General features: G+C 45.0%; 19 protein-coding genes. 9 read left to right on the top strand and 10 right to left on the bottom strand.

Annotated elements, in window-relative coordinates:
• Positions 1-353 precede the first annotated feature (353 nt).
• On the top strand, positions 354-1,202 hold the full coding sequence (locus ACLHG7_RS00095; RefSeq protein ID WP_410209073.1) for an alpha/beta fold hydrolase: 849 nt from the start codon (positions 354-356) through the stop codon (positions 1,200-1,202).
• Positions 1,203-1,357: 155 nt separating this feature from the next.
• Entirely contained in the window at positions 1,358-2,533 is a 1,176-nt protein-coding gene (locus ACLHG7_RS00090) for a hydroxymethylglutaryl-CoA reductase (RefSeq protein ID WP_410209072.1), read from the top strand.
• A gap of 45 nt (positions 2,534-2,578) precedes the next feature.
• Here the strand turns inward: ACLHG7_RS00090 and ettA are convergent, their stop codons facing one another.
• Positions 2,579-4,240: an energy-dependent translational throttle protein EttA gene (gene ettA, locus ACLHG7_RS00085; RefSeq protein WP_410209071.1), complete on the bottom strand. Its 1,662-nt coding sequence runs from the start codon at positions 4,238-4,240 to the stop codon at positions 2,579-2,581.
• A gap of 687 nt (positions 4,241-4,927) precedes the next feature.
• Here ettA and ACLHG7_RS00080 point away from each other — a divergent pair.
• Positions 4,928-5,830 (top strand): SDR family NAD(P)-dependent oxidoreductase, encoded by a 903-nt coding sequence (locus tag ACLHG7_RS00080; RefSeq protein ID WP_410209070.1) that lies wholly within the window; start codon positions 4,928-4,930, stop codon positions 5,828-5,830.
• 88 nt (positions 5,831-5,918) lie between these two features.
• Here ACLHG7_RS00080 and ACLHG7_RS00075 read toward each other — a convergent pair whose 3' ends face one another.
• Positions 5,919-8,588, bottom strand: a complete 2,670-nt coding sequence (locus ACLHG7_RS00075; protein ID WP_410209069.1) for a helix-hairpin-helix domain-containing protein — start codon at positions 8,586-8,588, stop codon at positions 5,919-5,921.
• Positions 8,589-8,942: 354 nt separating this feature from the next.
• Here ACLHG7_RS00075 and ompR point away from each other — a divergent pair, with 354 nt between their 5' ends.
• The 4 genes from ompR (at position 8,943) to ACLHG7_RS00055 (ending at position 14,413) form a co-directional block, all read left to right on the top strand.
• The gene (gene ompR, locus ACLHG7_RS00070) at positions 8,943-9,698 is read left to right on the top strand and encodes a two-component system response regulator OmpR (RefSeq protein ID WP_114899498.1); all 756 of its coding nucleotides are present in this window, start codon (positions 8,943-8,945) and stop codon (positions 9,696-9,698) included.
• 43 nt (positions 9,699-9,741) lie between these two features.
• Positions 9,742-11,199: an ATP-binding protein gene (locus ACLHG7_RS00065; protein ID WP_410209068.1), complete on the top strand. Its 1,458-nt coding sequence runs from the start codon at positions 9,742-9,744 to the stop codon at positions 11,197-11,199.
• Positions 11,200-11,300: 101 nt separating this feature from the next.
• On the top strand, positions 11,301-12,824 hold the full coding sequence (locus ACLHG7_RS00060; protein ID WP_410209067.1) for a hypothetical protein: 1,524 nt from the start codon (positions 11,301-11,303) through the stop codon (positions 12,822-12,824).
• Positions 12,825-12,886: 62 nt separating this feature from the next.
• Positions 12,887-14,413: a hypothetical protein gene (locus tag ACLHG7_RS00055; RefSeq protein WP_410209066.1), complete on the top strand. Its 1,527-nt coding sequence runs from the start codon at positions 12,887-12,889 to the stop codon at positions 14,411-14,413.
• Here the strand turns inward: ACLHG7_RS00055 and ACLHG7_RS00050 are convergent.
• From ACLHG7_RS00050 to ACLHG7_RS00015, 8 genes are all read right to left on the bottom strand, one after another.
• Positions 14,410-15,147, bottom strand: a complete 738-nt coding sequence (locus ACLHG7_RS00050; RefSeq protein ID WP_410209065.1) for a class I SAM-dependent methyltransferase — start codon at positions 15,145-15,147, stop codon at positions 14,410-14,412. The two genes, ACLHG7_RS00055 and ACLHG7_RS00050, sit on opposite strands and share 4 nt — an antisense overlap.
• Before the next feature lie 72 nt (positions 15,148-15,219).
• On the bottom strand, positions 15,220-15,873 hold the full coding sequence (locus tag ACLHG7_RS00045; protein WP_410209064.1) for an acetyltransferase: 654 nt from the start codon (positions 15,871-15,873) through the stop codon (positions 15,220-15,222).
• Positions 15,874-15,899: 26 nt separating this feature from the next.
• Positions 15,900-17,015: a DegT/DnrJ/EryC1/StrS family aminotransferase gene (locus ACLHG7_RS00040; protein ID WP_410209063.1), complete on the bottom strand. Its 1,116-nt coding sequence runs from the start codon at positions 17,013-17,015 to the stop codon at positions 15,900-15,902.
• Between the two features lie 5 nt (positions 17,016-17,020).
• Positions 17,021-18,574, bottom strand: coding sequence for a glycosyltransferase (locus ACLHG7_RS00035; protein WP_410209062.1), 1,554 nt, complete (start codon positions 18,572-18,574; stop codon positions 17,021-17,023).
• 63 nt (positions 18,575-18,637) lie between these two features.
• Entirely contained in the window at positions 18,638-19,768 is a 1,131-nt protein-coding gene (locus tag ACLHG7_RS00030; RefSeq protein ID WP_410209061.1) for a DUF2827 family protein, read from the bottom strand.
• Between the two features lie 35 nt (positions 19,769-19,803).
• Complete coding sequence (locus ACLHG7_RS00025; RefSeq protein ID WP_410209060.1) at positions 19,804-20,940, bottom strand: DUF2827 family protein; 1,137 nt, start codon at positions 20,938-20,940, stop codon at positions 19,804-19,806.
• A gap of 70 nt (positions 20,941-21,010) precedes the next feature.
• Entirely contained in the window at positions 21,011-22,141 is a 1,131-nt protein-coding gene (locus ACLHG7_RS00020) for a DUF2827 family protein (RefSeq protein WP_410209059.1), read from the bottom strand.
• Positions 22,142-22,408: 267 nt separating this feature from the next.
• Positions 22,409-22,981, bottom strand: a complete 573-nt coding sequence (locus ACLHG7_RS00015; RefSeq protein ID WP_410209058.1) for a YadA family autotransporter adhesin — start codon at positions 22,979-22,981, stop codon at positions 22,409-22,411.
• Between ACLHG7_RS00015 and ACLHG7_RS00010 the strand changes: the two genes are divergently transcribed.
• Positions 22,968-23,615, top strand: coding sequence for a hypothetical protein (locus tag ACLHG7_RS00010; protein ID WP_410209057.1), 648 nt, complete (start codon positions 22,968-22,970; stop codon positions 23,613-23,615). The genes ACLHG7_RS00015 and ACLHG7_RS00010 overlap by 14 nt on opposite strands.
• A gap of 6 nt (positions 23,616-23,621) precedes the next feature.
• Positions 23,622-24,260: hypothetical protein (locus ACLHG7_RS00005; RefSeq protein WP_410209056.1), on the top strand; the 639-nt coding region annotated here is incomplete at its 3' end.

The raw sequence follows: 24,260 nt of genomic DNA, 5'->3' as shown, positions 1-24,260 counted from the left end.
TTAATAAAGGACATAATTGGGTTAAGTTAGGACAACTTGATAAAAGCAGACTTTATTTGTTTAATTTTTTTTAGAGACATGTTTACACGCGTCACTTTTAAACCATTCGAACAAGCGATTAGATGCAGATAACGTAAAAACTCGCCCTACTATATATAAAATTGTACAAAAATAAACCATCTTTTTTTTAAATCTTGGAAAACATTTTTTGTTGTAAGACTGCTTAAAACACGTTCAACACACCTGATACTGGGATCATACTCATTACTCAAGAAATACAGCAGGTGAAATCAATGCCCATCTTATTTTGCTAAGATGATCTGCATCTCCACTCTTTCCTTTGGTCGAATCCTGTGAATGTTCAAATCCATCCGAAAGGCATCTGGCACAGTATTGCACTGACTCTCCTTTGCGGTTATGCAAGCTTTCTAATCGGTTGTGCAAGCCTCCCCAACAAGACCGTGACACAACTTGATCAACGACAAGTCGAATACGTCGCAACCCATCATGGTCAACCCATTATCGTTTTTGAGAGTGGTATTGCTGGAACGATTGATGAATGGTCAGATGTTTTTCCAACTATCTCAAAAGAATATAGTGCCCTGACCTATAATCGCCCCGGACACGGAAAAAGTGTCACCACGCAAAGCCCACGCGATGGCGATCACATCATTGACGAGTTACGCTTGCTCTTGCGTCAGCAAGGCTACACGCCACCCTATATTTTAGTGGGTCATTCGATGGGTGGGTTTTACATGCAATACTTTGCTCGCCGTTATCCCGAAGAGGTCCAAGCACTGGTTTTAGTTGATTCAGCTCACCCGAAACAAGTTGAGGGCAATGGCTCTATTGAACACTATCCGCTCGTCTTTCGTTTAATGTTTGATTGGTTGGCATCGCCAACGACTAAAGAAGAGTATCTCGGCATGTTCAGTACGGGTCGTAAGATGCTTACCCTCCCCACAGTCACAGGTAAACCCGTCATCATTCTCAATGCTGCAAAAGCGCTCAACGATCATTCACCGCTTGCCAATGACTGGAATGCAATGCGCTGGGATCTGCCTAAACTCTATCCGGGTAGCCAGCAGATCTGGGTCGACAGTAACCATGATATCCCCCATGAGCAGCCTCAGGCTGTGATTGATGCGATACAAGCTGCGGTTGCCGCATCGACTCCCGCTGGATCGTCATCAAACAAATGATCAACGCGGCAATAAATTCACTGTAGACGACACTGTGATACGCTATCTTTGGCTTTAGCGCATGGAACATATAAAGGTAAAGTCATGATGCATAGACATCAAGGGGTGTTATAACTTCACCCCATATATACAAAACCACAAAATAAGGATATGTGATGACACTCGAAAAACTGCCGCGCAATAAAACCAACGATTACACGCAAGAAATGGCTGCCGAACGACGTGCGATCGTCGAAAAACACAGTGGACATCCTCTCTTTCATACAGGTCAATTCTCCATCCCACCAGCGGCCCTGCCCGGCAATATCGAAGGCTTTAGCGGCATCGTGCAAGTGCCTATGGGTTTTGCGGGTCCTTTACTGGTTAACGGTGAACACGCACAAGGTGAATTTTACGTGCCGATGGCCACAACGGAAGGAACGCTTGTTGCCTGTTATAGTCGCGGCATGGCGCTTACGCGGGCAGCAGGTGGCATTACCACCACGGTTATTGATGATGCCATGCAACGCGCCCCGGTATTTGTCTTTAAAAATGCCCGCGCTGCACGTGATTTTGGTCTTTGGGTCACGGCGCATTTTGACGAGATTAAAGCTGCGGCAGAAACAACAACCCACAGTGGCAAACTGCGGGATATTGAGCAATATGCAGCCAGCAAGATGCGCTGGCTACGCTTCAATATGACAACAGGCGATGCCGCAGGACAAAATATGGTCTCCAAAGCGACCCATGCTGCCTGCCAATGGATCTTGGCTCAAAAGCCTGTCGACCTTGAGCACTTTACTCTTGCCGCTAACTTCGATACCGATAAGAAGCATTCAGTCGTGAATAACTTGCATAGTCGTGGCAAACGCGTCGTCGCTGAAATTACCATTCCCGCAGGCTTACTTGAACCGATCATGCACTGCTCGGCACAAGCGTTATCCAAACAGCGCGGGCTATCAAACCTAGGCGCATTTATGGCAGGGGCTGTGAGCAACGGCGCGCATTTTGCCAACGGCGTTGCGGCGGTATTCTTGGCCTGCGGGCAGGATATTGCCAATGTTGCCGAATCCAGCGCAGGTTTTGTCTATACCGAACTGATGGAAAATGGCGATTACTATATGTCTGCCACCATTCCCTCATTGATTGTCGCAACCTATGGCGGTGGCACTGGGCTCCCGACACAGCGAGAATGTCTGGAATCGATGAATTGCTACGGTACGGGCAAAGCCTACAAACTGGCAGAAATTATCGCTGCAACCGTGCTCTGCGGCGAGTTGTCTTTAGCTTCAGCGATTGTGTCCAATGAATGGGTGTCGAGTCATGATACCTATGGACGGAATAGACCATAGACAACAGGCAAAAAAAAGCGCTTCATTCGAAGCGCTTTTTTTTAATTAACCACCAATCTTCTTAAACTTGGTGCGTTTTGGACCGGCATCCTTACCGTACTTTGCCTTACGATAGGCTTCGTATTCGGTATAGTTACCGTCGTACCACTCTGGACCTTCTGCTTCAAATGCCAAGATATGGGTTGCGATACGGTCGAGGAACCAGCGATCATGCGAAACGACCATGACACAGCCTGGGAAGACCAAAATCGCATCTTCCAGTGCGCGTAAGGTTTCAACGTCCAAATCGTTCGACGGTTCGTCGAGGAGGATCACGTTGGCGCCTTTTTGCAGGACCTTAGCCAGTTTCAAGCGGTTACGCTCACCACCGGACAACTCACCCACACGCTTCTGTTGATCCGAGCCCTTAAAGTTAAAGCGACCAATATATGCCCGTGAAGGGATTTCATATTCGCCAATCTTCAGGATATCGAGTCCTTGAGAAATCTCTTCCCAGACGGTCTTCTTGTCATCCAGCTCATCACGCAACTGACCGACATATGCGACTTTGACCGAGTCACCGAGACGCACTGAACCGGTATCTGGCACTTGCTCGCCCGTCATCATGCGGAACAGTGTGGTTTTACCTGCACCGTTTGGGCCAACGATACCGACAATCGCAGTCGGCGGAACATTGAATGACAGATGTTCATATAGCAGACGACCATCAAAAGACTTACTGATGTCTTCCACTTCACAAACGATATTCCCTAGACGCTCGCCTGGTGGAATATAGATTTCAGAAGTTTCATTACGCTTTTGGAACTCTTTAGAGTTGAGCTCTTCAAAACGCTCCATACGTGCTTTGGATTTGACACGTTGACCTTTGGCGTTCTTCTGCACCCACTCCAGCTCTTTTTTCAAGGCTTTTGCAAAAGACTCTTCTTGCTTGCCTTCAATTTCTAAGCGCGCTGTTTTTTGTTCTAACCATGTGCTGTAATTGCCCTGGTATGGAATCCCATGTCCACGGTCAAGCTCCAGAATCCACTCAGCCACATTATCCAAGAAATAGCGATCATGGGTAATGGCCACGATCGTACCCGGGAAGCCTTTTAAGAACTGCTCAAGCCATGCCACGGACTCCGCGTCCAAATGGTTGGTTGGCTCATCGAGCAGCAACATGTCAGGCTTGGACAACAGCAAACGACACAGTGCCACACGGCGTTTCTCACCACCAGATAGCAGTGATACATCGGCATCCCATGGCGGTAAGCGCAGTGCATCGGCAGCTTGCTCGAGTTGATTATTAAGGTTGTGTGCATCCCACGCTTGGATGATTGCTTCAAGCTTGCCCTGCTCTACAGCAAGTTTGTCGAAATCAGCATCAGGATCAGCGTATTCAGCAAATACTTGATCCAAGCGTTCAAGCGCATCTAATGCTTCACGTACACCATCTTCCACATTACCACGCACATCTTTAGTCGGGTCCAGTGGTGGTTCTTGTTCAAGGTAACCGATTTTGATCCCTGGCTGCGCACGCGCTTCACCTTGGAAATCTTTATCAATACCCGCCATGATTTTCAGTAAAGTGGATTTACCTGAACCATTGAGACCCAACACGCCAATTTTGGCGCCGGGAAAGAAAGACAATGAAATGTCTTTGAGAATCTCTCGCTTAGGCGGAACGATCTTCGACACACGATTCATCGTGTAAATATACTGTGCCACGCGGCATTTCTCCGATTAGACCAACATTTAACGAAAAACAAAAGATTAAAAATGGATTAATAAAAATCGAGTTAAAGATCAGAACGAACATTAAATCAAATTTTTTATGAGCACTTAAAACAAGCGCAAATTTCATGGACGCTAGTATAGCCGTTTTGCCGATACTCGCGTTGAATCAACGACAGCATTTTTTTAACTTTCCGTCTCCATCAGACACAAAATTAAAAACGCCCAGAAGAACCAACATACGCTACCCAATCTCTATGGCAACGATTGGATGCAAAAAAGAAGTAGTTACTCGATCAGCATCAAGCACATCATATGTAGACAGAAGCAAAGACTCCATCAGTTGGGATTTAATTCATTTCAACAAATAGAGCAGTTAACCTAATATAACTAGAGCAATTAATCTAAAACCCTAGAGTAAATAATCCAATATACCTAGAGCATTTATTCTAATATAAAATAGAGCAAAGACTCGATTAAAAAATAAACAATACATATTTATCAAATATATTTAAATAATTGTAAATTAATAACATTTAATTTTTAAAAATATTTAACATCCGACGACTGGTCTATTTATTTTTTACAAAAATTGTTAAATTAATTTCACGCCTAAAACAATCAATTTTAAGCGAGAGCACTCATTAATAAACTTTACAAAAATACTCGAGGAAATCGAAAATGACCAAGTTAAATCAAAATGCACTGCGTAATGCGGTTAAAGGAAAAAAAGCGGTCGTGACTGGCGCATCCAGCGGCATCGGCCTTAAAGTTTCCCATCTACTCGCTCAAGCAGGCGCCCATGTCATTCTGGTATCGCGCACACGCGAAACTCTTGAAGAAGTCAAAGCAGAGATTGAAGCCGCTGGAGGGAGCGCTGCAGTTTATCCTTGTGATTTGAACGATATGGATGCTGTCGATGCCTGCGCTAAACAAATTCTTGCCGATGAAGGCGCTATTGATATTCTGATCAATAATGCAGGACGCTCGATTCGTCGCGCGGTCTCCGAATCCGTTGATCGCTTCCACGACTTCGAACGTACCATGCAACTTAACTACTTTGGTGCAGTGAAGTTCATCCTTGCACTTCTACCGACCATGATTGAACGCAAGCGTGGTCATGTGGTTAATATCAGCTCGATCGGTGTACTCACCAATACACCGCGTTTCTCTGCTTATGTAGCCAGTAAAGCCGCACTTGATGCATTCAGCCGTTGCCTTGCTTCCGAAGTCAAAGGCAAAAATATTCACTTGTCGACCATCTATATGCCGCTCGTACGCACACCGATGATCGCACCGACCAAAATGTATGATCACTTGCCAACCCTGTCTCCAGACCAAGCTGCAGATCTGGTCGGCAAAGCACTGATTCGCAAAGCCAAGAGTATTGCGACCCCCGCAGGTTCATTGGGTGCACTCAGCTATGCGATTGCACCGAAGGTCAACGATTCAATCCTATCGGTTGCTTATCGGATGTTCCCAAGCTCGGCGGCATCTTTAGGCAAAAATGCCCCCCCTGTCAATGAGAAACCGACTCTGGTACAACGTGCATTCACACTGATTCGTCCGGGTGAGCACTGGTAATATCGATAGACCTCTATCGAAGCTCCAATAAAAAACCTGCTTTTTCATTCTCATGAAAAGCAGGTTTTTTTACGACATCAAAGGCTCATTATTTTGAGCCTTTGATCCCCGCTTGAGCCAATAAAGCACCGAATGAGCCAATCTTTTCTTCTTTCGGTTTTTCTTCACGGACTGGGCGCTCCTGACGAGGACGCTCATCACGTGGCTTATCTGAACGAGGACGGTCTGAACGTGGGCGATCCTGACGATCTCCCCGCTTTTCTGTGCCCTCAGCACGTGCTGGACGATCTTCAGGTTTACGCGCTGGGCGCTCACTGCGTTCGGGGCGTTCGGCTTTGGCAGGACGCTCAGTCGGTGTGAGACGCAAGCTCAAGCTAATACGTTTACGTTCGCCGTCAGTTCCCATCACGCGTACTGTCACGATCTGACCCGGTTTAGCGAACTTATGCGGATCATCCACATATTGATCAGAAAGCTCGGAGATGTGTACGAGACCATCTTGATGAACCCCGATATCCACAAACGCACCGAAATTGGTGACGTTGGTAATCACACCTTCCAGAATCATGCCATCAACCAAGTCTTTAACTTCATTCACGTCATCACGGAATTTAACCGTTTTAAACTCTGGACGTGGATCGCGACCGGGTTTTTCAAGCTCACGAATCACGTCTTGGACGGTCGGTAGACCAAACTTATCATCCACAACAGTAGCTGGATCAAAGCCGTCGAGGGCACCTGCTTTACCAAGTACGTCCGCCAATGAGCGTTTCAGGTTGCCCAAAATTTTGCCCACTAACGGATAAGCTTCCGGATGCACCGCTGAAGAATCCAGTGGTTGTGCCCCATTGACCACGCGCAAAAAACCTGCGGCTTGTTCAAAGGTTTTGGCACCCAAACGTGGGACTTTCTTCAAATCATCGCGACTGGCAAACGCCCCGTTTTCACGGCGATAGTCCGCAATCTGCTGGGCTATATTTTTATTCAAACCCGCGATACGTGATAGCAGTGCTGGAGATGCAGTATTCACATCCACACCCACCGCATTCACACTATCTTCGACAACAGCGTCTAGACGACGCGCCAATGTCGGTTGATTCACATCATGCTGATATTGACCGACCCCAATCGACTTAGGATCAATCTTCACCAATTCAGCGAGCGGATCTTGTAGACGACGAGCAATGGACACCGCACCGCGAATGGACACATCCAGATCAGGCAGTTCTGCGGTTGCAAGCTCACTTGCTGAGTAAACCGATGCACCTGCTTCACTCACGACTACTTTGGTGATAGATAGGTCAGGTTGTGCTTTAAGGAAGTCATGAACCAAACTATCTGTTTCACGGCTTGCAGTCCCATTGCCAATGGCAATCAGTTCCACACCGTGCTCACGACACAGATTATCTAAAGTTGCCAAGGATGCATCGCGCTCATTGCGCGGAGCAAACGGATAGATCACGGAGTGCGCTAGCACATCACCAGAAGCATTAATAACCGCAAGTTTAACGCCGGTACGGATACCAGGATCCATGCCCAATGTCACTTTGCCCCCTGCAGGAGCAGACAATAAGAGATGACGCATATTTTCAGCGAATACACTCACCGCTTCGGCTTCAGCAGCCAAACGCTTTTCGGTCAGTAACGAATGCTCGAAGTGTGGGCGCAGCTTACCGAGCCATAATAATTCAGCGGTTTGCGCCAAGAACGATTGACGACTTTCAGGCTGAGCGCTACCAACACTGAATTTGTCTTTGATGGTTTGTACATGGGTCTCATTGGTACCATCAACTTTGAGCGTCAACACGTTTTCTTGGCGACCACGCAATAATGCGAGCAAACGATGTGAAGCAATCTTTGCCAATGATTCTTGAGCTTCGAAGTAATCACGGAATTTCTTACCGACTTCGCGTTTTTCTTCACCGGCTAAACGACTGACAATTTGCGCTTCAGCACCAAAACGACGACGTAAACTTTCCATCAACTCGAGGTCAGCCGCCCAGACGTCCACCAGAATATGACCAATCGCATCAAGCTGACTGTCTAGATCTGGATAGCTTTCATGACTAAAGCCTTCAAGGGCTTTGGCAGGCTCAATCTCTTCATTCAATACACGTAGCGCAATCGGCTCTAGACCTGCATCTTTCGCCAATTGTGCCTTGCTGGTACGTTTTGGACGATAAGGAAGATACAAATCTTCAAGCGCATTTTTACTGTCTGCTTGATTCAATCGTGCATGTAAAGCTTCGGTCAGCTTACCTTGACCACGAATAGATTCGATAATTTTGCTACGACGCTCATCCAGCTCACGTAGATAAGTCAAACGGAGCTCAAGTTCGCGAAGCTGTGCATCATCTAAGCCATGAGCTTCTTTACGATAACGTGCAATGAACGGTACGGTAGAACCTTCATCCAGCAAAGCTACCGCAGCAGCGACTTGTTCAGGACGTACACTGAGTTCACCGGCAATTTGAGCAATCAACTCAGCATCTGATTTTAAACGGAGTTTAGGGGCAGACTCAGTCGCAGTCGTGGTCACTGTAAGCACTTTTTCAGAACGCGTGATTGGCGCTTCTGTTGCAGGCGCTGCCGTATCAATCGCTTGCGCTTCTTCAGGCGCTGCGGTCACAGCAGGTTCTTGGATTGCTTCAGTCGGTGTAGATTGCTCTGCAAGAGGCTCAAGTGCAGGCTCTACACTCACGTTTTGGGTCACATCAGGTGCTTGGTTTTCATCAAGCAAGTTATCGGGCGCAGTCATACAGCGGTGTTCCGAAAGAAAATAAAGCACCGATTATACGGTGCCAACCGCTGAGTGCCTACCCGTTGCATACATAAATTCATTTAATTCATACAACGAGTTGTGGACGTCCGTGCTGTATGGATTTAGTATCTAGAGACATTTAGGCATTGAATTAGTTGTGTATATTACCCAATGTAAGCTATACATTATTTTATTTGTAAGATTCTTTAGAATGATGTGCTGTTTACGCAACATCTGCCGAAAAAACATTGACGACTGTTTTTAATACACAGATTACAAATGAAATGACTAAGAAATTCGGATAATGGATGAAAACAGCAAAACCATATCGACCGACTAGGGAGAAAGTTTATGAGTTTAGTAGTACCTGCTGATGAAGCACCCCGCGGCACCACAACCGGTGAGCGTATTTTGGTGGTGGATGATGACGCTCGTCTACGCGCATTGCTACAGCGCTTTCTCGAAGACAAGGGATTTGTCGTTCGCACTGCCCATGACGCACCGCAGATGGATCGTCTCATGCAACGTGAATTATTTTCACTGATTGTATTGGACTTTATGCTGCCCATTGAAGATGGTGTCAGCATCTGTAAGCGTTTGCGCAGCAATAATATCAACACCCCTATCGTGATGCTCACGGCACGCGGTAGTGACTCTGACCGTATTGCGGGTCTTGAAGCTGGTGCAGATGACTATTTGCCCAAGCCCTTTAATCCGAATGAACTTTTAGCACGCATCCGTGCAGTTCTTCGCCGCCAGGTCCGCGAAGTGCCCGGTGCACCTAGCCAACTGATGACCGTGATTAACTTTGGTTCATGGTCTTTGGATCTATCTACACGCTCACTGACCCGTAATGGCGAAGTCGTGACGCTCACAACGGGTGAATTTGCCGTATTAAAGGCACTCGTACAACATCCACGGGAACCCTTAACTCGCGATAAGCTGATGAATCTTGCTCGTGGACGTGAGTGGGGGGCGATGGAGCGATCCATTGATGTACAGGTTTCACGACTGCGACGTTTGATTGAAGAAAATCCTGCACGTGCACGCTATATCCAAACCGTATGGGGTGTCGGCTATGTATTTGTACCCGATGGTGCCGAATAAGGGTATTCCATCGGCTATACAAGTCTAACTATCTGGATTTTATGTGAATAGTGAACAACCTAAGCCGACGCGAGTGACAATCAGTCTTAGACAACGCTGGTTATTGTTGTCTAAGCAGATTGATCGTTTCTTAAAAAAGTTAAAGCCGAATTCAACGGCCGTACGAACCACGCTACTGGTCTCCTTCGTTGGCTTATTTAGCTTATTTATGTCGCTCGCGTTCTTCTGGCGCACACTGTATTTACCCGAAATTCGCCAGCATGCGCACTATCTCGCTATTAATCTTGAGCTCATTCGTGAAGCAGAACAACAAGTCTTGATCGACCCCTTCGCGCTCGATATTCACGAATGGATTCTTGAACGTGTAGGCGTCGAATTTGTTCGCGATCCTGCGGAGTTTCCAAGTCAACGAACCAATCCGCTGGCCAATTTTTTTACCAGTGAACTCAGTAAAGAACTGTCTACAGAACTCAAAGAACCCGTCAGCGTTTTTTTTGGATTCAAGCCGACACCCCAGCTATGGATTCACTTCCCCTCCCTAGGTAATGTCTGGATTCGTGAGCCTTTGCTATTTTATGCGCAGTACGATGCCGCGCTGATCATTGGCTGGCTGCTCGGGATTCCGTTACTGACGTCGATCATTATTCTGATTCTGGTACGCCAGCTTAATCGACCATTGGCTTTACTGCAGACTTCAGCACGGCGCTACACCATTACTGGGGAGACGCCCAAGCTACGCGTCGATTCAGGACCAGTAGAAATTCGCCAAGTGAATACTGCATTTAATCAGATGATTAGCTCGCTTGAACAAGCTGCGCATGATCGAACGATTATGCTCGCAGGGATTTCACATGACCTGCGTACTCCACTGACCCGAATGCGACTGACCGCAGAATTGATGCCTGACGAAGACTTACGTGAAGGCATGGTATACGACATTGCGGATATGGATGAAATTCTGGCGCAATTTATTTCGTACATGCGTGACGGATCGGATGAAGAAACCCAACTTGCAGATATCAACCAAATCTTGCAAGAGATCGTGATTCAATATAAATCATCAAACATTCTTTATCAGCCACAAATCCTGCCCAAGATCTCCATACGTCCACTCTCCATCAAACGTATGGTAGGCAATATTGTCAATAACGCACTGCGTTATGGTCGAGAACCAATTTATATCTCGGCAACGCTACTGCCTACTCAATTGACCTTGACTATTCGCGATTGCGGGGATGGCATCCAACTCGATGACTTGAACAGCCTGACTGAACCTTTTGTCCGTGGTGAGAGTGCCAGAACCACTCAGGGCAGTGGACTAGGGCTTGCGATTGTAAAACGCATTGCGGGTCTTCATGGCGGCATGGTCAATGTTCACAATCATCATGAGGGTGGACTAGAGGTGAGTGTTACCCTTCCCATCTATCCCTCAAAAATGACCAGCCCGAATCCTAAAAACAAACGGATTAACTTGATACATAGTGAAGTAGATCACGATTAATTGCTTAAATCTGAATACATTAAGATTATTCTTCGCTATGATTGGGTTTTATTGAACACTCTCAAATAAAACCCCTTAGCTGGCGAGGCTTAATCAACAAGATGACATCCATCAAGTTTAATGTGACTGCACTAGGCGCAGGTGGGGCCTTTCGCGAATGCATGATGTTCTGTTATTACGGGATAAAATCTTTAGGATATACCGCCACATGGATTGATGAATATATCGACCCCGATGCCATCAATATCGTCTTTGGGGCGGGGGCATCCAATTGGACAACGCTGTCCGCTCAAGCAAAAGACATTATTATTTATAACATGGAGCAGGTCTCCCCCGAAGTCCCTTGGTTTGATCTGGCCTATTTCCGTCAATTCTTAAATACCCAAGTCTGGGACTATAACCTCAAGAATATTCAAGCGCTGCAACACGCAGGCGTCTATAACATTCAGCATGTCCAATTGGGCTACTGCCCAGAAATGACTGAAATCTCGCCCACTACCCATCGTTTGCTCAGCGCCACGCAGCATGACGATGAGCTCATGATTGAACAAGATATTGATGTACTGTTCTATGGCAGCATCAGCCCAAGAAGAAAAAAAACCTTAGATGCGATTCGAGCCCGTGGGCTCACGGTCATGAGTACCGAAACAGGACAGTTTTTAGGTGATAAACGTGCCGAATATATAGGCCGTGCAAAAGTTGTTATCAATATTCATTATTATGAGACCGTGGGGATTTTCGAAATTGTCCGAGTCTCGTATTTGCTCGCCAATCATAAAGCCGTGGTATCAGAGCTTTCTCCGCATACCGATATTGAACCCGATATCAAAGATGCTATTCTCTCAGGATCACTAGATGAGCTTCCTGAGCTTTGCTGGCAACTGGTCCATGATCATGACCGCCGTAAAGCGCTGGAAGAAAGAGGTTTTGAAGCTTTCTCTAAGCGTCAAGCTGCAGAGATCTTACGTCCTGCAATAGAAAATTATCTGGCTCAACAAGAAATCAAAGAGACGATCCCCACATTAGCGGCTCTCCCCAGAACCTTGCAAATTGGCGCAGGTCTGCGCTGGCGTTTTGACATGTGTAATATCGATGCACGTGCTGATTTCTCACCGGACCTCACACTGGATATCAGCTATCCCTTGCCTTTTGATTTACCACTCACCTCATGGCGTTTTGGTCAAATCAGCCTCATGCGAGGTTATTTCAATAAGATTGTCGCTAAAGATGTTTTTCAATGCGTGAATCATTTTATCCAAGCGTTGACAAACTGTTTAGAGCTCTTAGAAGAAGATGGCACCCTCGAGCTGGAAGTACCGCATGACCTTTCCTATGGTGTGTGGGGCTTAGCCGATACCAAACGGACTTTTAACGAACATACATGGGGTAAGCTACTGAATAACTGGTGGCAATATGGTTGGCAAACCCATCGTTTCGAAGCCATTAGCCAAAGCTTTATCTGCACCAATGACGTTGGATTCAAAGCCCTTCAAGAACACAATCATAATTGGGATGTCGTGCTTAAAATGCCGAGAGCTGTCGATGCTTTAAGTATTGTTTTACGTAAACGCGCGCTGACGACAGATGAAATTAAGCACCTCCCTATCCACAAGTTTATGAGCTAATGAATCAAAGTTATTATTGAGAGCGACACATCGCGGTTTTGCGGCTATAGGAATTTACGGACATGCGCGAGCAAAAAATACATCTAACCAGTTACTTCAATCCACACTTTATTACCGATGAGATGCTTACTTTTTATCATGCACTCAAAGATTATGGCTTTAACCATGTCCATTTTGAGCCATGTACCATCGATCCTGATGCCATCAATATTCTGTTCTGCGGTTTTAATCTCGGACACGATCTACAGAAATCTTTACGTTTAGAGCGCCCCATTAATCGGGTTATCGTGCGCAATTTGGAGCCTGTTTTCCCTACTGGACCCTGCATGTTTCCCTCTTACTTTAACCTCATGAAAAACAATCCAGTTTGGGACTACGCAGCAGGGAATGTAGCACGCTTACAAGCCGCAGGCATTGATCAAGTCGAGTATGTTCCTGTCACGTATATGCCCGTGCTGGAACGAATCCCCACAACGGTTGAGCAGGATATTGACGTTTACTTCTATGGTTATTTAAGTCCTAGGCGTCAACATATCGTGGATCAGCTTATTGCACGAGGTCTAAAAGTCCATGTCAATGAATTTGGACTATCCGCAGCATACAGCGATTTAGATCGCCTGATTGCGCGCTCTAAAGTCATCCTGAATATGACTAACTATGATCAATACCATATTTTTGAAATCGTGCGCGCGGCTCTACCACTGGCAAACCACAAGGTTGTCGTCACAGAACTGAATAGCCATAGTGAAATTGATGACGATCTCAAAGATGCCGTCTTACATTGCCCCTATGATCAACTGGTCGACTTCTGTGTCAGTGTTGTCGCAAATCCCGAACTCCGTTTGCAGTACGAAAAGCAAGGTTATGACATCTTCAAAAAACGCGCAGGAGCCCCGATAGTCGGCCAAGCAATGGAGCGTTACCTTACGCAAACTGAGCACCCAGCACAGGTTGTCAAACCAAGCCCCCCTCTCCCGAAACAACTGCGTTTAGGCTCTGGAACACGCTGGTCTTTTGATGTTTTCAATATTGATCACGACCCCAATGTTCGCAGTGATTTAACACTCAATATTGGCAAAGACATCGATTTCTCACAGCAATATCACAGTTGGCGTTTTGGCAATATGACTTTGCCTGAAAGTTACTTCGATACGATTCATGCCGATCAAGTGCTTCAGTCCGTGGATGACTTGATTGTTGCACTTAAAAACTGCGGGTATATGCTTGCTGAAGGAGGGACAATTGATATCAACGTGCCCTATTATTTGGCGGTTCAAGCTTGGCGTGACCCTCAGACCAAGCGCGCTTTCAACGAGCAAAGTTTTTCTTTTTTAGAGCAATATCAATTTGATGTCGCAGGTAAAAAGTTTAAGCTTCATGTCGATAATCTGGTACATATCATGGAGTCATTTGGCATTTCTCTGCATACCGAACAACAGATGGAGTTGCCTGAGCTTTCTAGAACCCCAAATGCGATTACCACCTTGCGTATTAAGCTGTCTAAAGAATACATCGTCGAGAAAAATGATCCAAACCCCGTCGTGCATTTAGATCAAATCTTTCATCGGGGTCGATTTTATTATGATTAAGCGCGGAGTATCGCTCTTGAATAATATTGCAAGCTACAGAGTTCGAGTAGATCATTTTCATCTTTAACATGTTTAATCGCAACATTCTCGTACTCAACGGTGCTAGGCAATATATTTTTATAATTCTGATAGGTCGCCCATAACCGCTCGTCTACGCCATAGGTCAAAAAATCTATCTGATAGCCACATTGCTGCATCATATCGACGATTTCTTTCCAGGTGAAAAAACGAATATGGGTAATATCCAACAAGCCTTGATCCAGATAGGTAAACCGGCCCGATGCAATCTCATTTAAGAGCCAGATGCTGCGTACATTCGGGATACTGGTCACAATCTCAGCATTACTCGCTAGATAAGGCTTTAAACTGGATAATGCTTTCCAGGGGTTATACATATGCTCAATGACATCTGCCAATATGACACCATCAATCTGCCCAAACCCAACTCCCTGCTCTGATAATACAAAATCATCGGAGAGTCCGACCAATACATGATCTATCCGAGTACTCGCAATTTTTGCTGCATCCTGGTTCGGCTCAATTCCCCAATACACGGATTCAGGGAACTTCTCTTTACAGTAGCGGCCCGTCGCACCTGTGGAACATCCGATTTCCAAAACAAACTTTCGCGGTGAGGAAAACATATCGACCAAATTAGAACGAGCTTGATCGGTATAGCGATCATGATCACTGGGATTATGGCTAATATCTAAATGTGACTCCCACAAATACATGCTTTTCCCCTATGACATTCCAGAAATAGAAATCAAACAGCCTACTCTAGGCAGTCAGTCATGATAGAACCATCAATGCTTGATCAACGGCTTCGCAGGATTGCCCACAACGGTCGTATAGGGGGCAACGCTTTTGGTCACGACTGCACCCATCCCAACGATAGCACCACGGCCAATGATCAATGGATTTTCTGCACTGCCTTGCTTTAAAATCGCACCCGTTCCGATATAAGCATGATCTTCAACAATCACATGGCCATTACAATGCACACTGGGCGCAAAAGTCACAAAATCACCAATCTGACAGTCATGCGCGACATAAGAATAGATATTGGCATGAAAGAAACGACCGATGCTGGCATTCGCCGTGACCAACGTAAATGGACATAGAATTGCCCCCTCGCCGATCTGATTCGAACTCAGACTCATGCTATTTAACGCTTGAATGCTGAAGGGTGTAATGTCATGGGAGATCATTTGCTTTGCGATACGAGCTCTGACCACAGCATCCGCAATTGCAATATTAAAATACTTTTCTGCATCAAATGCTAAGAATTCATCCACGAGCAACACACGATGTCCATTAATCGATTGCGGTTGACCGTATTCGACCACAAAAACGACCTCAAAATCATGTACAGGATCAGCTGCTTTCAGCATACTCTCGGCAACAGGCAAAACCTCTCGACCAAATCCACCAGCTCCCACAATTCCATACAGTCGCATAGCGTCTGATCCTTTTTTTGGATGGATTACGCAGTCATCCGAATGATATCAACAATCCGCTTACACTCTTCTATCGCCAAATCTGGAAATATCGGCAAACAAATCACCTTAGAAGAAATATAACTGGCATTGGGTAAATTATCTCGATGCGCCGAAGGTAATCCACGATACATCGGAAAATCAGAAATGAGTGGATAAAAATAGCGCCGCGCAAAAATATGGTGTTCCTTTAGCCTAGCATAGAGTTCATCACGCCCAAGCCCATAATTAGAATCCACAATAATCGGAAAATATGAGAAGTTTGCTTTAGTCTCACATGTGCGACTGACACACTCGATGCCTTTGACATCACGCAAATGTTCACGATAGAAAGTATCAATGGCTTGCCGCTGATTTAACACATGATCCATATGCTTAAGCTGCAATAGACCAAATGCTGCGTTGATTTCACTCATCTTGCCATTGATGCCCGGTGCTACCACCGTGATCTCATCGACAAAACCAAAGTTCTTGAGGTGATCAATGCGCTGTTTGGTCTTTGCATCATGACAAACAATTGCGCCACCTTCAAAGGTATTGAAAACTTTGGTCGCATGAAAACTCAGTACAGATAAATCGCCATAATTCAAAATACTGCCGTGGGTATCATTCACCCCAAAAGCATGCGCAGCATCATAAATAACACGCAAATTATAGGTATCTGCGATCTTCTCGATAGCCTGCACATCACAAGGATGCCCATAACAATGCACAGGCAAAATCGCTGTTGTAGACGGCGTAATAGCGGCTTCAATTTTTGCTGGATCAAGATTCATGGTCTTAGGATCAATATCTACAAAGACCGGTTTAATCCCATTCCAAAGCAGTGAATGCGCGGTTGCGACAAATGAATAGGGCGTCGTAATCACTTCACCCGTAATGCGCAAACTTTGTAACGCCGTAACCAATGCAAGAGTGCCATTACAAAATAAAGAGATGTACTTAACACCTAAATATCGACAGAGCTCTTCCTCTAATTGCTGATGAAAAGGTCCTGCATTGGTCAATATTTTGTTATCCCAAATCTGCTCCAGATAGGGAATAAACTCCTGCAAATCGGGTAAAAAAGGTTGTGTGACATAGGTATTATTTTTTGAGCTCATGTCATTTATACTCGCAGTGGCCACAACGTCTTATGAGGCGTGATACTAAACTCCAAATGTGCCGCGAGTTCGTTATAGATGCGACAAATTGGAATCACCGCCTCTTCTGAATCATCATTGATCGCGCTAAGGACCTGCATCGCCGCCATTAAATGTGATAAGCCATTGATCTTGGTGCAAAGCACTGAGAACTCAAGCTCGCGCTGATAATTCTCAATTTGTGGTAGCTCAGAAACATCCATAAAGTGGCTTAGCATCTCCCTCCACAAATCATGAGGGGCGGCTAATAAACGCTTGATAATCGGGATATGCTCCCAATACATTCTTCGGAATTGATCAGGGCGTTGACCACTCTCATTTCCGCCTGACGCAAAGATCCGCATCCGGATTAAGGGCTCTTGGATGATGTAGATGTTGGTGTGAAGTAACACTCTCACCCACATTTCATAATCAGGCAGTGATCTGAGATTCGGGCTATATAAACCGACTGCGTCATAGCAAGTTCGGCGAATGAGTACAGTCGGATGACACAGACAATTGGTTTGCAAAAGACGAGACAGCCATTGTGCTTGCGTTTTATTGCTCTCGTAAAAGATCCCCGCATGTCTTTGCTGTCCCTCAACAGGCAAAACATTGCCCTCTTCATCCATAATTTCAGGATAGGCAAAAACAGCACCAAATTCTGGATGGCTATCGAGTAAAGCGACTTGCTTCTGAAGTTTTTCTGGTAAGAACTCATCATCAGAATTAAGTACGGCAATGTAATCCCCTTGTGCACGGCGGATGGCATCATTTGTTGCCCAGCATGCGCCTTTATTTTTTTCAAAACGCTTGAGCTTGATCCGTGGATCAGTAAAGGTCGCAACGATATCTGGAGTCCCATCAGACGATCCATCATCAGTGACAATAATCTCAAAATCTTGAAAAGTCTGATTTAAGACACTATTGATGGCTGCTGCAACATAGTCACAATGATTATAGGAAGGGATAACCACGGAAACTTTTGGACGCTTGGTAGTAAGTTGCGCGGATGTGGGTTTAGTCGCCTCAAGAATAATTTCACCGTTATTTGGGCGTGATTCAATGCCATTAAAAACACCTAAATTACTGCTTCCCCAAGACTTGCGGGTAATACTGATGAAACCATGATGGCGAAATAACGTTTCGAGTGCTTGCCAATCATAGAGATATTTGTGACCCCAAGCGGTCATACCTTGATTGATCAGATCCGCACGATTAGAGGGTATCCAACTCACACTGCGCCAGCTATCCATTCTTCCATATTGAAACTGCCTGACCAATCGCTCTAGACTGGGTGTACTTATACGAATCGCTCCACCCGCCTTCAGCTTTAAAAAACACTGCGCAATAAACGCATGGGCATCTTCTTTAGCGATATGTTCAATGAAGTACTCAGAATAAATAAAATCGAATGTTTCATCGGGAAAAGGCAGGGGCTCTGTTAAGTCATGCTGAATGACACTCGCCTCTTGAGGTTCCAAGTCCACATTTGTCCAGCCAGACAATATATTGACACCGCAGGCTAAGTGTAACTTCATACTGATATCGTCCATTTGAATCATTGTCTTTGCAATTTTGAAACGGCGCATGCTCAGAGTTGCTTAAACTCGCGACAAACCACATACCCTTTTCAGTGCATTTTCATACGCCAAAATATTAGGTGGATAGTCTACTTCCACCGTCTTAAGCCATTTTTGTGTCTCTTGCTTATAAGTCTCTATCCGTTGATCGTGATGTGTCAAAACATCGAGCAACACATCTGCACCAGACGTGGCATTAAATGATTCATAATAATAACCACACTTCAACGCTGATGAGTTATGAATCAAGGGATAGCCACCATAGAGAACATCGTAATACAGATAATTCAACTCATTTTCCCATTGATGAGTGACCACGATATCTGTATGCAATGCCAAAAAGTGTGCGATCGGAAAACGGTCCTCGATGGATGCCACCCCATTTGCACCCAAATCGGTATTCACCATAAAGTTCTGGAAGGTCTCATCCTTGCTGATGTGTGCGGTATTGGTGACATAGACCGCTTGTATCTTACTGGGATCACGGCGATAGGCGGCCTCACAAACCAATAAAGGGTAATGATACGTTTTGACCACATTCAGGTTCGGTTCAAAAATAGTAATTCGTTTCTTACCAACCCGAGGCTGATAACCAAAGTGCCCGCCATTAGGGATATTGGCAATCGTCTTATCCAAAAACAAAGGCGACCAGATATGTGGAAGGACATGAACAGGACAACGATGCATGACTTGCCAATACGATCGACAAGTCTTTTCATGTTGCGGAATAGTCCACACTTCATCAAAGATTGAACCATCAAAAACCCGTGTCGCAGTTCGATTAAACAATACCGTTTCTTGATCCATGATAAAGCTATTGCCGACTTGGTAATTCACGACCTTACCGCCTCTGGCTCGAAAGTTTTGAATGGTTTGCCAATCAAGCTGCGTCCCCCCTTCAATGAGCACATCCAGTTGATCAACTACTTCATGCAAACGTGCAATCCGAATCTGTAAACCATCAAGCATCAGCGAGGATAGCTCATCACTATCACCGCCATTAATAAAAATGACTTCTTGCACCAACGGAATCTTATTGAGCAATAGATAAAGGAAAACAAAATTCTGGATCGCCCCATTGGACCAGATGCTGGTATTAGCAGACCCGATGAAGACAGTTAAGCCAATGGTTAATCTTTTATGAGAATCCAAGTGCAAGGTTCCTTTTCATGCGCCAGATCATGATTCTAATCGGCAAAAAGATTAAGCAGGGCTTGTTCATACAGGCGAATATTCTCAGGATAATCGACATGAACCGTTTTAAGAAATTCTTGAGCTTGGGCTTTATATTCCTCAGCTCTGCTATCGTGATGACGTAGCACATCCAGCAACACGGTCGCACCCGCCTCTGCATCAAACGCTTCAAAATAATAGCCACACTTCAGCATCGTAGAATTATGAATCAGTGGGTATCCACCATAGAGCACGTCGTAATATAAATAATTCAGCTCATTTTCCCATTGATGGGAAACCACAACATTGGCATGTGCTGCGAGGAAAAATGGGGTGTTATAACGATCCTCAATGGTTGCAATGCCATTTAAACCCACATCCATCGTTCCGATGAAATGCTGAAACGTCACATGATCTTTGATATGAGATGTATTCGTGACGTAGATCGCTTTAAATAATGACGGATCTTGACGATAAGCGGCTTCACAAACTAAAAGTGGATAGTGGCAGGTCTTCACGACATTCACATTCGGTTCTAGGATGGCAATCTTTTTGGGTGATGGTGACGTAGTGATAGTCTTTTGATAACCAAAGGTTAAATTCGATGGCAATTCCACAATCGTTTTATCGATAAATAGCGGTGACCATATATGAGGTAAGACTTTAACGGCACAGCGCTCCATCACTTCCCAATAAGATCGACAGGTCTTTTCATGTTGTGGAATAGTCCACACTTCATCAAAGCCTACACGTTGAAATAAATAACCAGGAGACTGCTTAAAAATAACGCGTTCCATATCAATCACGAAATCATTACCCATGCGGTAGGCAACAACTTTTGCCCCTCGCTTATGGAGTTCAACAATACTATCGCGATCAACCTGAGCTCCCCCTTCAATCAGCACATCCAATCGATCCATCACTTCAGGCAAACGTGCGATTTTGATATCCACTCCATCCAGCATCAGTGTAGAAGACAGTACATCGCTATCCCCGCCGTTGATGAGTATGACCTCAGCAACCGATGGAATATTCTGCATCATGAGATAAAGATAGATTACATTTTGGATCGCACCAGTCGCCCAAATATTAGTATTGGTCTGACTGACATAAAAGGTAATGCCGACGACTAATTTTTTTTGCTCGCTCAATGTCATTCAACCTATATATTAATAATTTCACGCTACTACTCGTGAATAAATCTAGAGACCCGATAACGAACTATGTACTTGCACTATCACTAAACAAATCCCATAACGCTTGTTCATACTGCCTTATATTATCTGGGTAGTCTAGTTGAACAGTTTCTAGATAAGCGCTTGTCTTTTCATTATATTCTTCGATTCGGTTGTCGTGGTTATGCATCACATCTAGGAGAATCTCAGCTCCTGCTTTAGCATTAAATGGCTCATAGTAGTAACCGCATTTGAGCATTTCAGAATTATGAACCAGAGGGTATCCGCCATACAGCACATCTAAATAAAGGTTATTCAGCTGATTTTCCCACTGATGAGAAACGACAATTTCAGTATGCTCACTCAGAAAGTATGGGGTTTTGAAACGATCTTCAATGGTCGCAACCTTATTCATAGCGACATCCATCGTGCCGATAAAATGCTGAAAAGTCTGATTATCCTTCATGTGTGAAGTATTAGTCACATATACGGCTTTGAATAACTCAGGTTCAATACGATACGCAGCTTCACAAACCAGCAACGGGTAATGGCACGTTTTCACGACATTTAAGTTGGGTTCAAATATTGCGATACGCTTCGGACCGGGTGTAGGTTGATAAAAAAATGACGCAGGATTCGCCAAACTATCAATCCCTTTTTTCAGAAACATCGGTGACCAGATATAAGGAACAACACTTACGGAGCAACGATGCATGACCTCAAAATATGACCGACAGGTTTTTTCATGATGAGGAAGCGTCCAGACGGCATCAAATTTGAAACCGTTGAATAATGTGCCTGTGGGTCGATCAAACAAACAGCGCTCCATATCAATTACAAAGTCATTGCCGATGAGATAATTCACGATCTTACCACCGTGTGCTTGCACAGCTTGCATATCCTCACTGCGCATCTGGGCATTACCATCAATCAGTACATCTAAGCGCGATACAACGTCCTCAATCTTATAGACTTTAAGTGGAATATCATCGAGTAACAATCCTTCTGGAATGATATCGCCATCCCCACCATTCACTAACAAGACTTCTGTCACACTCGGCATCTTCTGAATGAGTAGATATAGAAAAATGATGTTTTGTACTGCACCATTTGACCAAATATCAGAGACTCGCGTGCTGACAAAGAAAGTTATTCCGACTGTTAACCGCTTATGCATTTCGATCCTCTGAATTTCATGGTGCTTTAATCCATATTTAAATCTTTGATATGAACACTCTCGCTTTACTCATTCATGGACGTCGAGTCCACCACTGATTTTGAGACCATCGTCACATTCTAATCGACTCACGATTTTCGTGTATACACATAGATATAAATAATCATGAGATTATCATTAATTAATATCCATTTGATCCTTGGGGCGAAACCGTACTGAAAATAAAAAAGCGCATGATCAACATGCGCTTTTTTTATTCAGATTAGATTACCAACCGAAGCCAACACCAGCACCGTAGGTTGCGACGCCGCCGGAAATACCTGCACCGATATTAACGCGAGCATTATCACCAACCTTGAACTTCGCACCCACTGCAACAGCATCAACACCATTGAAATGTCCAACACCCAGTCCGACGTTCATCCGTTGATGTTCATTCATCTCAGGAATTTGAGTCAAGGCAGTCGCTGATGCAATACCGCGTGAAGCGACATTATTCAAGTCATCGATACGGTTATTCAGAGAATTCTGAACCGAGTTCAATTGATTGAGGTTAACTGCATCAGTTCCTTTGGTACCTGGTGCAACGTTCGTGATCTGACGCTCATTACCGACAGAGCCAACAGATACCGTATTTGCACGGTCTGCGACGGAGCCAGCACCCAAAGCGACAGAATCATTGCCGATTGCTTTTGAGTTTGCACCCAAGGCAACTGAACGATCTCCTGTAGCAACTGAATTAGGACCAGCCGCGATGCTATCTGTACCAACCGCTTTAGCACCTTCACCTGTTGAGTTCGCTTGGTAGTACTTGGTACCGGTATTAATGACTGTGTTCAAACCAGTGCTGATCGAAGAGACTGAAACATTCGTTGCACTTAATGCACTACTGATCGACGATACCGATGTATTGGTACTGCTCAAGCCACTGCTAATTGAAGAGACTGAAGTATTGGTATTACTTAAGCCACTTGACACTGCAGAGATCACACTTGAAGAGTTGCCGATACTACCTGCCAAGTTACTGAGGCTACTACTAATCGACGATACCGATGTATTAGTATTGCTCAGACCACTACTGATCGACGATACCGATGTATTGGTATTACTCAGACCACTACTTATGTTCGATACCGCAGTATTGGTATTACTTAGCGCACTACTAATGCTCGATACCGCAGTATTCGTATTACTCAATCCACTAGAGATCGAAGATACTGCACTGTTCGTATTGCTCAAGCCACTCGATACTGAAGACACTGAACTATTGGTGTTGCTCAAGCCTGAAGATACGCTTGATACAGCACTATTGGTATTACTTAAACCACTAGAGATCGAAGACACCGCACTATTGGTGTTGCTCAAACCAGCACTGATGTTAGATACCACAGTATTGGTATTGCTCAATCCGCTAGAAATCGACGATACCGCACTATTGGTATTACTCAATCCGCTAGAAATCGACGATACATAGCTATTCGTGTTGCTCAAGCCTGAAGACACACTGGATACAGCGCTATTAGTGTTACTCAAGCCACTAGAGATCGAAGACACCGAACTGTTCGTATTGCTCAAGCCTGAAGACACACTGGATACAGCACTATTAGTGTTACTCAAGCCACTAGAGATCGACGATACAGAACTGTTCGTGTTGCTCAAGCCACTTGATACTGAAGATACCGCACTGGTCGTATCTGACAGACCACTGCTAATCGCTGAGACTGAGCTGTTGGTGTTGCTTAAGCCACTTGATACTGAAGATACAGCACTGGTGGTATCAGACAGACCGCTGCTAATCGCTGAGACTGAGCTGTTGGTGTTGCTCAAGCCACTAGACACTGAAGACACCGCACTGGTCGTATCTGACAGGCCACTGCTAATCGCAGACACCGAACTATTGGTGTTGCTTAAGCCTGAAGATACTGAAGATACTGCACTGGTTGTATCAGACAGACCGCTGCTAATCGCAGACACCGAACTATTGGTGTTGCTTAAGCCTGAAGACACACTAGATACAGCGCTAGTTGTATCTGACAGACCGCTGCTGATCGCTGAGACTGAGCTATTGGTGTTGCTTAACCCTGAAGACACACTGGATACAGCGCTAGTTGTATCTGAC

The organism is Aquirhabdus sp. (assembly GCF_046462495.1).
Taxonomy (GTDB): Bacteria; Pseudomonadota; Gammaproteobacteria; order Pseudomonadales; family Moraxellaceae; genus Aquirhabdus.
Note: the sequence above shows the minus strand (reverse complement) of the source record. Positions and strands in the feature narration are given on the sequence as shown.